Origin of the sequence: Psychrobacillus sp. MER TA 171, assembly GCF_023713305.1 — a bacterium.
In the GTDB taxonomy this organism is placed as follows: Bacteria; Bacillota; Bacilli; order Bacillales_A; family Planococcaceae; genus Psychrobacillus.
Map to the genome: position 1 here is coordinate 30,115 of NZ_JAMAWN010000028.1, position 12,292 is coordinate 42,406.

General features: G+C 37.3%; 11 protein-coding genes and 1 rRNA gene. 8 read left to right on the forward strand and 4 right to left on the reverse strand.

Annotated elements, in window-relative coordinates; all coding sequences use genetic code 11:
- Positions 1-8 precede the first annotated feature (8 nt).
- The 3 genes from M3627_RS18300 (at position 9) to M3627_RS18310 (ending at position 3,625) form a co-directional block, all read left to right on the forward strand.
- Positions 9-1,616, forward strand: coding sequence for an ABC transporter substrate-binding protein (locus M3627_RS18300; RefSeq protein WP_251556935.1), 1,608 nt, complete (start codon positions 9-11; stop codon positions 1,614-1,616).
- Positions 1,617-1,703: 87 nt separating this feature from the next.
- A complete protein-coding gene (locus tag M3627_RS18305; RefSeq protein ID WP_169360755.1) occupies positions 1,704-2,708 on the forward strand; it encodes an ABC transporter permease in 1,005 nt (334 codons plus the stop codon).
- A 23-nt stretch (positions 2,709-2,731) separates the two neighbouring features.
- Positions 2,732-3,625 carry an ABC transporter permease gene (locus M3627_RS18310; protein WP_251556939.1) on the forward strand — a complete coding sequence of 298 codons (894 nt, stop codon included), beginning with the start codon at positions 2,732-2,734 and terminating at the stop codon, positions 3,623-3,625.
- A 185-nt stretch (positions 3,626-3,810) separates the two neighbouring features.
- Here the strand turns inward: M3627_RS18310 and M3627_RS18315 are convergent, their stop codons facing one another.
- Both M3627_RS18315 and M3627_RS18320 read right to left on the reverse strand, forming a co-directional pair.
- Positions 3,811-4,890 (reverse strand): FUSC family protein, encoded by a 1,080-nt coding sequence (locus M3627_RS18315; protein ID WP_169360753.1) that lies wholly within the window; start codon positions 4,888-4,890, stop codon positions 3,811-3,813.
- A gap of 24 nt (positions 4,891-4,914) precedes the next feature.
- Entirely contained in the window at positions 4,915-6,216 is a 1,302-nt protein-coding gene (locus M3627_RS18320) for a glutamate-1-semialdehyde 2,1-aminomutase (protein ID WP_285841744.1), read from the reverse strand.
- Positions 6,217-6,395: 179 nt separating this feature from the next.
- Here M3627_RS18320 and bcp point away from each other — a divergent pair, with 179 nt between their 5' ends.
- From bcp to perR, 3 genes are all read left to right on the forward strand, one after another.
- The gene (gene bcp, locus M3627_RS18325; RefSeq protein ID WP_251556936.1) at positions 6,396-6,878 is read left to right on the forward strand and encodes a thioredoxin-dependent thiol peroxidase; all 483 of its coding nucleotides are present in this window, start codon (positions 6,396-6,398) and stop codon (positions 6,876-6,878) included.
- Positions 6,879-6,881: 3 nt separating this feature from the next.
- Entirely contained in the window at positions 6,882-7,826 is a 945-nt protein-coding gene (locus tag M3627_RS18330) for a D-2-hydroxyacid dehydrogenase (RefSeq protein ID WP_251556937.1), read from the forward strand.
- A 112-nt stretch (positions 7,827-7,938) separates the two neighbouring features.
- Positions 7,939-8,382 carry a peroxide-responsive transcriptional repressor PerR gene (perR, locus tag M3627_RS18335; RefSeq protein WP_169360749.1) on the forward strand — a complete coding sequence of 148 codons (444 nt, stop codon included), beginning with the start codon at positions 7,939-7,941 and terminating at the stop codon, positions 8,380-8,382.
- Between the two features lie 38 nt (positions 8,383-8,420).
- On the opposite strand, the gene M3627_RS18340 is transcribed toward perR, so the two are convergent.
- Together M3627_RS18340 and M3627_RS18345 are read right to left on the reverse strand one after the other, a co-directional pair.
- Positions 8,421-10,106 (reverse strand): methyl-accepting chemotaxis protein, encoded by a 1,686-nt coding sequence (locus tag M3627_RS18340; protein ID WP_251556938.1) that lies wholly within the window; start codon positions 10,104-10,106, stop codon positions 8,421-8,423.
- Positions 10,107-10,359: 253 nt separating this feature from the next.
- Complete coding sequence (locus M3627_RS18345; protein ID WP_169360747.1) at positions 10,360-10,704, reverse strand: YgzB family protein; 345 nt, start codon at positions 10,702-10,704, stop codon at positions 10,360-10,362.
- 129 nt (positions 10,705-10,833) lie between these two features.
- Between M3627_RS18345 and M3627_RS18350 the strand changes: the two genes are divergently transcribed.
- Both M3627_RS18350 and M3627_RS18355 read left to right on the forward strand, forming a co-directional pair.
- Positions 10,834-11,700 carry a nucleotidyltransferase-like protein gene (locus M3627_RS18350; RefSeq protein ID WP_169360746.1) on the forward strand — a complete coding sequence of 289 codons (867 nt, stop codon included), beginning with the start codon at positions 10,834-10,836 and terminating at the stop codon, positions 11,698-11,700.
- Positions 11,701-12,167: 467 nt separating this feature from the next.
- A 16S ribosomal RNA gene (locus tag M3627_RS18355) occupies positions 12,168-12,292 on the forward strand; the annotation flags it as partial.

A 12,292-nucleotide genomic window follows, 5' to 3' on the forward strand; every position in this document is an offset into this window, starting at 1 on the left:
GGGTCCATGTGAGAAAAAAGAAATTATTGTCATTTATGTTTTTAATGATACTTGCTGCATTTACAATCGTTGCTTGTTCAAGTGATGAATCTGATGGAGATAAAAAAGGAGAATCGTCATCATCAGAGAATAAAACATTAGTATTTGGTCGTGGAGGAGACTCCGTTTCTCTAGATCCAGCTACAGTTACAGATGGTGAATCTTTCAAGGTAACACAAAACCTTTTCGAGACACTATTAAACTTTGGCGAGGAAGATACTACAATTCAGCCAGGACTCGCTAAAGAGTGGGAACCGTCTGATGACGGATTAACGTATACATTTACTTTAGAAGAAGGAATTAAGTTCCATGACGGAACAGACTTTAATGCTGAGGCAGTCGTGAAAAACTTTGAACGCTGGGCTAATGGATCAGAGGAAAAATTCTATTACTACGGTTCTATGTTCGGAGGTTATGCTGGTGACGAAGGACACGTAATTGAATCTGTTACAGCTGACGGTGATTACAAAGTAGTGTTTAAGCTTAAGCGCCCTCAAGCACCTTTCTTAAAAAATATTGCTATGAGTCCATTTGGTATTGCAAGTCCAACTGCATTTGAAAAAGATGAAAAAGCATTTGGTGACAATCCAGTAGGAACTGGTCCATTCAAATTCGTAGAGTGGAAACGTAATGCAACTATTACAATCGAAAAATATGAAGATTATTGGGTAGATGGTATGCCTAAGCTTGATAAAGTCGTATTCAAAGCGATACCAGACAACGCAGGTCGCCTTAATGAGCTACTATCTGGAACTATCGACTTGGCTGATGGTGTGAACCCGTCCGATCGTTCGACAGTAGAAGGTGAGGCTGCTCTTCAATTGTATGAGCGTCCTTCTATGAATGTTGGTTACTTAGGCTTAACAACTACAAGACCTCCGTTTGACAATGTGAAAGTACGTCAAGCAATGAACTATGCAATCGATAAGCAAGCAATTGTAGATGCTTTCTTTGAAGGTGGAGCAGAGGTAGCTAAAAATCCAATTCCGTCATCTATTAGTGGATTCAATGATGAGATTCCTGGATATGAATATGATCCAGAAAAAGCAAAAGAACTTTTAGCAGAAGCAGGATTTGCAGATGGTTTTGAAATGGAGCTATGGGCAATGCCAGTTCCAAGACCATATATGCCAGATGGAGCTAAAGTTGCAGAAGCAATTAAAAATAATTTAGAAAAAGTAGGCATCAATGCTAAAATCGTTTCTTATGAGTGGGCTACTTATTTAGAAAAAGCTCGTTTAGGAGAAGCAGACGCTTTCTTACTTGGATGGACTGGTGATAATGGAGATGCAGATAACTTCCTTTATGTTTTACTAGACCAAGATAATATCGGAAGCAATAACTATACGTACTATAGTAGCGACCCATTACATGAGATTCTTATCCAAGCACAATCAGAAGTAGATGAAAACAAACGTATTGAATTATATAAACAAGCACAAGAAATAATATTTGAAGATGCACCATGGGTACCACTTGCTCACTCAACACCATTATTAGCTGGTAAAGCAGAATTGACTGGATTTACACCACATCCAACAGGTTCAGACAAACTAGGGAACGTTGAATTTAAGTAAGGAATAGAGTGGAGGGGGTCTTATGGATTCCCTCCTCTTTTAAAGATAAGGTTATTTCATATTTTAGAATAAAGAGGGTGAAGAAACATGCTTCACTATATTGGAAAGAGGCTGCTACAGCTTATACCGGTATTGCTTGGTATGACTTTTTTAGTTTTTATGATTATACGTGCAATTCCTGGTGATCCAGCACAGGTTATTTTAGGACAATTAGCTTCTAAGGAGGCAATTGAGTCACTAAGAGCAAGCCTAGGCTTAGATAATCCTTGGTACGTGCAATATTTTGATTACTTATTTGGATTACTTCAAGGAGATCTTGGGGAGTCGATGCGAACTGTTCAGCCAGTAGCTACCGAAATTTGGCCATACCTTGCTGCTACGTTTGAGCTAGCTTTCTTCGCTATCCTAATAGCTGTTGTAATAGGAGTAAATGCAGGAATTATATCTGCATGGTTTCAAAATTCATGGTTCGATTACTTAGCGATGGTAATAGCTTTGATAGGTGTGTCCATGCCAATCTTTTGGTTAGGGCTGATGGAGCAATGGATTTTTTCTGTAGAATTACAGTGGCTTCCACCAGGTGGAAGAGACGATGCAAGAGATCCAGTTTCGGCAGTAACAAACTTATATGTGATTGATACGATTATGAATGGTCGTTTTGATCAGCTTGGTGACGTGCTTAAACATTTAATATTACCTAGCATTGCTTTGGCAACAATTCCAATGGCCATTATCGCTCGTATGACAAGATCTAGTATGCTTGAAGTTATGAGAGCAGATTATGTACGAACAGCAAGAGCTAAAGGACAAAAAATGTTTTGGGTAGTATACAAGCATTCATTGAAAAATGCTATCATCCCAGTTTTAACAGTAGTGGGGCTTCAAATGGGATTACTTTTAGGAGGCGCTATTTTAACTGAAACTATCTTTGGATGGCCAGGAATTGGTCGATACATTTATGATGCTATTCAGTATCGTGACTACCCCGTTATACAATCTGGAATATTAGTAGTTGCTTTTATATTCGTTATGATTAATTTATTGGTTGATATTTTATACGGATTAATTGATCCACGCATCAAGTATGACTAAAAGGAGAGATGATGATGACCCAAATGGTTCCAAAAGCACCGGATAATTTATTGGCTACCGAAAAGGACATATCAGCTGGTCCTTGGAAAGAAGCGTGGAGAGGTTTCCGTAAAAACAAAGTGGCGCTTATTGGCACTTTTATCGTATTGTTCTTTATAGTAGTAGCGTTAATAGGACCTTTTCTAGTCCCGCAGGGCATTGATGAACAATCTATTTCAGACAAAAGACTCCTACCGCCGTCTAGCCAGTATTGGTTTGGCACAGATGATTTTGGTAGAGATATTTTTTCACGAATCGTCCATGGGGCAAGAATTTCTTTATGGGTAGGCTTTTTCTCTGTAATTGGTTCTGTCATTGTAGGGAGTATATTGGGGATTATAGCGGGCTATTATGGAAAATGTGTTGATATGATTATATCTCGCCTATTTGATATTCTTCTTGCTTTTCCAAGTATTCTATTAGCAATTGCAGTCGTGTCTGTGCTAGGACCATCTCTGCAAAATGCTTTAATTGCGATAGCAATTATCAACATCCCTAACTTTGGACGTTTGATAAGATCAAAAGTGTTAAGTATAAAAGAAGAGGAATACATAACCTCCGCCAAGGCAATTGGTATGAAGGATGTTCGTATCCTTTTTTCGCACATCTTACCTAACTCTATGGCACCTGTAATCGTAGCAGGCACATTGGCCATAGCATCGGCTATTATAGAAGCTGCTGCATTAGGATTTCTTGGATTAGGGGCCCAGGCTCCAACTCCAGAATGGGGTAAAATGCTGGCGGATGCTCGAAATCACCTAAGAACTGCTCCGTGGACAATGATTTTCCCTGGGCTTGCAATCATGCTGACAGTTTTAGGCTTTAACCTGATGGGCGATGGGCTTCGAGATGCACTGGATCCTCGGATGAAAAATTAAGATAGAAACAAAGCTCCAAAAATAAAAAGTGAAATCGTTTAGGCGATTTCACTTTTTTTGACGAACATGGCGAGTATACCTAAAGAAAGAGAAATCTGAAATAGAGCCTTTTAATGAATGAAACCCTGAGCATTCACATTATGTAAATGTTCAGGGTTTCATTTTTTCTGTGAGTCTTAATCGATTTAGTATGTTTCTTCAATTTGAACGGTTAATTCATTACTATGGAAGTTCTGATACGAGGTAATCAGTCTATCCACATGCTCCAGCTGTTCCTCATACTTTAATATAGAGGATAGTAGATGGAGAAGGTGGTAGGTAGAAAATTCCTCATCTATTTGTGTTATCGCAATCTGCTGAACAAAAATATTCATAACCTCTTGCCTTTGGATAAATGCGTCGGGACCATGCAGCTCTGTATGGTCTGTTTTTAGCTTACCAATAAACTTGAGGTGGAGCTGTTCATGGTAAGTTAAAAGCAGATCAAGTCTTTCCGTGATCATCATTCTAAAATGCTCAGGAAGATCATTTAGTTCATTTTCATGAAGGTGTAATCTATTCAATACTTCTAGGCTATTATGGGAGATTTCGATAAGCTCTCGGTAAACGACGGCTTTTCTGCCCTTTGAATGGGTAGCCTTTTTGGTATAAACTCTTTCCTCTTTAAAAAAGGAGTATATTTGGTCAATACGTTCTAATCTATCCTTCAGCTGCGTAATAGCTTGTTTGGTAGACTGATGGTCACCAGCATTTCTAGAGGCAATCCGAATCCATCTAATTATTTCGTCCTGTGTATAATGGATGGAGTTAAAAAGCTTTGTCTCAAACTTAGGTGGGATAAATACAAGATTTACGATAAAGGCCGAAATCACTCCAACAAGAATCGTGCAAAAACGAATTAATGCAAAGGTTAAAAACTCGTCGCTTTGAATCTCCATAATAGCTATTACAGTTACTAATGCTAAGGAAACCGTTTTTTCTAATTTAAACTTTAGCATGATAGAAATAGCCACAATTGCTGCGAATCCAACGGCAATAATATGGTTTCCAAATACTAATGCAAACAAGACGGCGATGGCTGCTCCAATTAGATTAGACTGTATTTGTTCAATTACAGTTAAGTAAGATCTATAGATAGATGGTTGAAGTGCAAAAATAGCGGCTATTCCTGCAAAGACAGGATTAGGAAGCTGAAGTAATTCAGCTATAAATAAGGCAAATACTATAGCCACTCCAGTCTTAAATATACGTGCTCCTAATTTCATTCCATCCTATCCCTTCGTTAACGGTTATTTCATTGAATTATTTAATTGGGCAAAAGCATTATTGACCGCTTTAATTGTCTCTACTATATCATGTTCTGTATGAGCGGTAGTAATAAACCAAGCTTCATACTTAGAAGGAGCCAAGTTAATGCCTTGTTCAAGCATAAACTTAAAGAATTTAGCGAACATTTCACCATCACTAGCCTCTGCTTGCTCGTAGTTTTCTACTTTAACATCGGTAAAATAAACAGAAAGTGCACCTTTTATGCGATTGATTGTAATCGTAATATTATTTTCCTTAGCAGCATCCAAAATTCCTGCCTCTAACAGTTCACCTAGTCTATCTAGTTCTTCGTATAAACCGGGAGCTTGAAGTACTTCTAAACAAGCGATGCCTGCTTGCATGGACGCCGGATTACCTGCCATCGTTCCAGCCTGATAGGCAGGTCCAAGTGGTGCCACCTGCTCCATAACTTCTTTTTTGCCGCCATATGCACCGATGGGAAGACCTCCACCAATAATTTTTCCTAATGCGGTTAAGTCTGGTGTGTGACCAAGTAAAGTAGATGCTGCCCCGTAGTGAAAGCGGAACGCAGTAATTACCTCATCATAAATCACAAGAGCTCCTTTAGCTTTAGCGATTTCATGAACTAAAGATAAAAACCCTTCATTAGGCTCCACCATTCCAAAGTTTCCTACGATCGGTTCAACTAATATACAGGCTAGTTCTTCTCCCCATTTTTCCATCGCATCCTTGTAGGCTTGAGGATCATTGAACGGAATCGTGATAACCTCTTTTGCGATAGATTGTGGCACGCCTGCAGAATCTGGAGTTCCAAGAGTAGCAGGACCTGAACCTGCAGCTACTAACACTAAATCAGAGTGCCCGTGATAACAGCCAGCAAATTTCATTACCTTTGTTCTTCCGGTATATGCACGAGCCACCCGTATAGTAGTCATCACTGCTTCCGTCCCTGAATTCACGAAGCGAACCTTATCCATAGAAGGGATTGCATCTTTTAGCATTTTAGCAAAAACCACTTCATGCTTTGTAGGAGTACCATATAATAGACCCGTTTGTGCTGCTTTTGTAATAGCTTCAGTTATGTGCGGATGGGCATGCCCGGTAATGATAGGGCCATAAGCTGCTAGGTAATCGATATATTTATTGCCGTCCACATCATAGAAGTATGCACCTTCCGCTCTTTCCATGACAACGGGTGCTCCGCCACCAACGGCTTTATAGGAACGTGAAGGACTATTTACCCCACCAACGATATGTTCTAATGCTTGTACTTGAATTTGTTCAGATTGTGTATGTTTCAAATGTATTACCTCCATTATAAATGTATGTAAGATGAAAATTATAACTTGTCTATCCTAAAACTTCTAGTAATAGTTGGGTATTTTTATATTTTAGACAAAAAAGAGGAAAAAGGCTAAAGAAATTGAACATACTTATAAAGTTAGTTACGATATAACTAATTAATCGAGGAGGGATATTGATGGAAAAATTAGAAGGAATGGTTGCCCCAAAGTTTTCATTAAAAAATGAAAAGGGTGAAATTATATCGCTGGATGACTTTGCTGGAAAACAGTATGTTGTTCTGTACTTTTACCCTAAAGACTCTACACCTGGATGTACTACAGAGGCTTGTGAATTCAGAGACGCAAATGCTGATTTTTCGGATTTAAATGCAGTTATTCTGGGAGTAAGTGCAGATGATGAGAAGGCGCACACTAAGTTTATAGAGAAGCATGGACTTCCGTTTTCATTATTAATAGATGATACTCATGAAATTTCTGAGGCTTACGGTGTTTGGAAATTGAAGAAAAACTTCGGAAAAGAATATATGGGCATCGAACGAACAACCTTTTTAATAGATCCAACCGGAACTGTTGTGAAGGAATGGAGAAAAGTTAAAGTAAAAGATCATGTAGAAGAAGTGTTACATACATTAAAATCCTTAATAAAAGATGGTGAATGATTGATGAAAGTACTTTTTTCTTTTTTACCAAAGGAAGAGCAACAGTTAAAGTTAACCAATCAGTTTCCACAAATAGATTTTATCTTTCAAAAGGGATTAAATGAAAAAGAGTTAGAAACTGCCGATATTGTTGTCACATATGGAGAAGACCTTAAAGCCTTCCATATAAACAGTGCAAAAGAGCTGAAGTGGATTATGGTTGCCTCTGCAGGCTTAGAAAAGATGCCTTTAAAGGAAATAGCAGACCGCAATATTTTACTCACAAATGTTAGAGGGATCCATAAAACTCCGATGGCTGAATCCGTTTTAGCTCATATACTTTCTATAAAGAAATCGTTGCCAGTAGTCGCAGAAAATCAACGCAATGCAAATTGGTCAAAAAGAGTTCCTTCTTCGGAGCTTTTAGGCTCGACTGCCTTAATATTAGGGCCAGGAGCAATAGGTGAAGAAGTGGGAAGATTATTGCAGGCCTTTGGGGTTAGGACAATCGGTTGTAATCGAAGTGGAAATACTGCTTCCTACATGGACGAGATGATATCTTTTGGGTCTTTAAAAGAAGTGCTACCTCAAGCAGATATAGTAGTATCTATTCTGCCAAGTACGGAGGAAACAAGAGGGCTGCTGACATATAAGCATTTTCAGTCTATGAAAGAGAGTGCTATTTTTATGAATTACGGACGCGGAGATTTAGTGAAAGAACTGGACCTATTAAAAGCACTAGAAGACAAATGCATTGCTTACGCAGTGTTAGATGTGTTCGAGCAGGAACCGTTAGAAAGTGACCATCCTTTTTGGCGTATGCCAAATGTGATTGTTTCCCCACACATTTCTAGTCATTCCTCACAATACGTAGTGAGAGCGCTTGAAATTTTCTCTAGAAATTTAGTGGCGTTTCTAAAACAAGAGAATGATATTGAGAATGTAATAGATGCTACACGAGGATACTAAAAATGTATAATACTATGTTAATAGCCGAAAAATTTGACATTAAGGACAGTTCCTCTTTATAATAATTATAAACTTATCATTTAATAATGATTATAAAGAGAGGTGCATAGCGATGACGGAAGTACATTTAAGAGACGCTTTAGATACATTGAAATCAACCGGTGTACGTATAACGCCTCAACGCCATGCGATTCTGGAATTTATTATTCAATCTATGTCCCATCCCACCGCGGACGATATATATAAAGCGCTTGAAAGTAAATTTCCTAGCATGAGCGTTGCCACAGTCTATAACAACTTACGTGTGTTTAGAGAAGCTGGCCTAGTAAAGGAATTAACATATGGTGATAATTCAAGCCGTTTTGATTTTATCACAAATGATCACTACCATATGATTTGTAACTCTTGTGGTAAAATAGTTGACTTCCATTATCCAGGATTAGATGAAGTAGAGCATCTTGCCTCTCACTTGACCGGATATGATGTTAGCTCTCACCGAATGGAGATCTACGGTACGTGTCCTACCTGTAAAGAACAAGCAACTAAAGTCCAATAAGAAAAACCGAGCGTTTATTCGCTCGGTTTTTCTTATGGTTAAATTTTAAATTGATAAATTAATTCTTCTAATTCTACTGCTTTTTGGGTTAGGTCCTGTGCTACACTGTTAATCTCCTGCATGGTTGCTGTCTGTTCCTCGACAGCCGCTGAAATCATTGTAGTTTGCGAAGAAGCTTCAATAGTTTGATTTACAATTTCAGCTACAGATGCAGCTACTTCTTCTGCGCTAGCAGCAATTTCCTCCGAGGTTGCTGAAATATCTTCAATCTGATAGGAAACTTGCTCAATTGAGGATGCAATGGATTGGAAAGAGATATTCGCTTCATTTATTACCTTTACACCTTCTTCTGTATTATGAAGACCTATTAGAACAGACTCTTCAACATTTCTTGTGTCCTTTTGAATTTCTGTAATAAGGGCTACTATCTGATTTGCTGAATACTTGGATTCCTCCGCTAGCTTCCTTACTTCATCGGCGACTACCGCAAATCCTTTCCCGTGTTCTCCTGCTCGAGCAGCTTCAATAGCTGCATTTAAGGCTAGTAAGTTTGTTTGTTCAGAAATCCCAGTAATAACCTTAGTAATATTCTCAATTTCAATAGACTTAACACTTAATTTTTTTATTAACTGATTTGTTTCGCTAGAGGAGTTATAAATTTGATTCATTTGTCCTTTTGCTGTTTTTAAAACTTCTTCACCTTTGCTAGCAAACTCTAAGGTGTTGGTTGCATTGCTCTGTAAAACCTGTGTAGCTTCAGCAATACGCTGAACTCCTGCAGCAGTTTCATCCATTGCAGTAGCACTATCTTTTGCTGATATAGATGCAATGTGGGCACCTTCAGATGTCATTTCCACTCGCTTTGCTACATCGGTAGATGCAGCGGTAACTTCTTCTGTGCTAGCTGAAAGTTCCTCGGAAACACTAGACAAATGGTTTGCATTTTCATGTAAGCTAATAATTAGATCTTTTAGATTTGCTTTCATTTTATTAAAGGACCTAGCTACATCGCCTATTTCATCCTTTACTTGATTGTTAATATCAGATGCTGTTAAGTCACCATTTGATATAATTTCAGTTGTAACTACTAGGTGTTTTAGACGGTTAGTAATAGATCTTTTTATAAATAAGGAAATACCTATTGTAAGCAAGATACTTACGACCAGTATAGCTAGTCCTATTCGAATTGTATTTTTAACGATTTCCTTAGTTTCAGCAGTAATAATCTTTAATTGATCTTTTTGATATTCATTGATTTCGAGAGCTACAGCTAATATACCCTCATTTGCAAGATGTGCTTCATTATTAACCACCTGCAATGCTCTATCCTTATTACCGGAATTTAAATTGGTCAAAACTTCATCGGCAGCATCATTAAATGCATCATTATGTTTATTAATCTCACTTAAATAGGTTTTCATAGTTTCAGATGAGGCGAGCTTATCTAATTTTAGAATAGCCTCATCAAGCAAATCTTGGTGTAGAATTAGTGCTTCTTTTGTTTGCTCAGTGTTATTTAAAATCATACTCCTTAAGTAAAGACCTTGCATACCAAGTTCTATTTGAATCTCATCTGATAAAATTTGTTGCTGAACACGGTTGTCCAATGCGTAATCAAACTTATCCTCTATAGTTAGCAATTGGAGAAGAGTGACTACTACTGAGATAAGTAGTAAAGAGAAAATAGACAGTAATGAAAAATTCAATTTCTTTCTGATAGACATATTGTTGCACTCCCTTCTTTATAACTTAAGTCTAAAGTAGGTGTGATTGTAGGTCAAATGAAATATTATTGTCTTTTTTTGATAAAAAATATTGAAGTTGCCTTTTGGATAATTTGCGTAATGCTATGTATGCTCAGAGGATATTTACTCTCATAGTAGCTTGACATGGGGAATTTAAACCTTAAGTTATCTTACTTTATAGGAACTATGTTAATATAAAAAAGCACTTTGCCTAAAAGCAAAGTGCAGAAATTTATTTCTTTCTATTGTAGCTAACATCAAATTCTTCGCCTTCAAGAGTAGGATCTAATGTAAGTGGTTCTTTACAATACATACACATATCTACTCTACCTAAAACTTTCGTATGTTTTCCGCAATTGGGGCAGACTACTTGAACGGCTCTAGTAGATAGTAAACCTATCCAGCCATAAACAACTGTACTTCCTATAATAGAAAGTAACCCAAGTGTCATGAAAATAGTTACTAGGATTGGGTTTTCTCTGAAAAATATAGCGCCGTACATAATGATAAAGCCAAAGAAAATTAAGCCAAGCGCAAAGGAACGGATTCGATTTATTTTGTTTTTATAGGGTTTCATATTTTTACCTCCTAATTGTACATACACTATAACATATTTTTATATAAAGGAATGTCCTAAAAGTTTAAAGAGGAAATATCAAATAATTGTCGAAGAATAATACATAAGTTTAAAAAGGAGGCTTTCACATTGGAAGCATTGTTAAGACCTATTTATCAAGAAAGAGCAAGTGATTCAAATACTTTAGGCATCATATTGATAGAAAAAATAGAAGAGGTCAGTCCAATTACGGATACCTTTGACTCTATACTATTTATAATAACAAAAGATTCCTCTAATCCTGTTTTTACAAAGCATTATACGTATAGCGACAAAAAAGCTGCCCTGCATATAATTACAGAAAAACAAATACGAAAATGGTTTATAGTTGGAGCCAACCCTAAGCTAGTAGATTGGATGATCAACGGCCGAGTTGTTTTTGATAGAAATGAATATGTAGAAAACCTAAAAAGGGAACTACAAGAGTTTCCGATAAATGGTCGGAACGTAAGGATGGGAATTGAATTTGCTAAGTTAAGTAGAAGTTATATGCAAGCAAAGGTGTTCTTTGAGCAACTAAATTATCTAGATGCTTATACTCATATTGTAAACTCACTTCATCATTTAGCGAGATTAGCTATTATTGAAAAGGGAATGCACCCAGAGGTTATGGTGTGGAAGCAAGTAAAGCAATTAGATCCTTCTATATATAAATTGTACGATGAGCTAGTATCAAGTCGAGAAACATTAGAGAAGAGATTAGAACTATTATTTTTAGCTAGCGATTTTCTAATTCATTCTAGAACAAAGGATGGGGCACGTCATATAGTAGAAGTACTTTCTACTAAAGAGTATTGGACCATTCAAGAGATTCATGAACAAGAGGAATTGAAAAACTATTCTGTAGACCTAGAAGTATTTATAGAATTCTTAGTGGACAAAGGGTTAATTATAGTCGAAAAACAACCGACGAAAAGTAGCCATATCGAGCATAGATACTACAAAGTTAAAGGGTGAAAATGAGTCAACAAAAAACGTTTTAAAAAAATACTCGTTTTTTGTTGACATATGTATTAATTGTGCGGTATTATAATAAGCGTCGTCAAAAACGAATTAAAAAACAGCAGAAACTTAATAAAAAATGTTTTTTAAAAAACTTCTTGACTAGCCGGTTGAATGGTGATAAATTAGAGAAGTCGCAAAAAACGACAACGCAAAAATGAACATTGAAAACTGAACATGCAAAACGTTAAGACATACAGCATCAACAAGTTTCGGCTTGATTGACGCAAAACAATTTTTGACATCATTTAATGATGATGCCAGCGAAACAAAATGAGCTTTTAAACTAGTTCTATTTAGAGGGTTTCGAGACACGAGCAGTGCTAGGAAACGAAGGAGTGAGTGAGGGAGCGTACTAACGTACGTGACCGATTGAACGACTGAAGTTGACGACGCAATGCGACGTGTATCGGAAGCCGACTATTATGGAGAGTTTGATCCTGGCTCAGGACGAACGCTGGCGGCGTGCCTAATACATGCAAGTCGAGCGGATGATGAAGAAGCTTGCTTCTTCTGATTTAGCGGCGGACGGGTGAGTAACACGTGG

Coding starts and splice junctions, on each gene's coding strand:
- M3627_RS18345 (WP_169360747.1), bottom strand. CDS start 10,704: ATGAAACCCTATAAAAACAAAATAAATCGAATCCGTTCCTTTGCGCTT.
- M3627_RS18315 (WP_169360753.1), bottom strand. CDS start 4,890: ATGAAATTAGGAGCACGTATATTTAAGACTGGAGTGGCTATAGTATTT.
- M3627_RS18310 (WP_251556939.1), top strand. CDS start 2,732: ATGGTTCCAAAAGCACCGGATAATTTATTGGCTACCGAAAAGGACATA.
- bcp (WP_251556936.1), top strand. CDS start 6,396: ATGGAAAAATTAGAAGGAATGGTTGCCCCAAAGTTTTCATTAAAAAAT.
- perR (WP_169360749.1), top strand. CDS start 7,939: ATGACGGAAGTACATTTAAGAGACGCTTTAGATACATTGAAATCAACC.
- M3627_RS18330 (WP_251556937.1), top strand. CDS start 6,882: ATGAAAGTACTTTTTTCTTTTTTACCAAAGGAAGAGCAACAGTTAAAG.
- M3627_RS18305 (WP_169360755.1), top strand. CDS start 1,704: ATGCTTCACTATATTGGAAAGAGGCTGCTACAGCTTATACCGGTATTG.
- M3627_RS18340 (WP_251556938.1), bottom strand. CDS start 10,106: ATGTCTATCAGAAAGAAATTGAATTTTTCATTACTGTCTATTTTCTCT.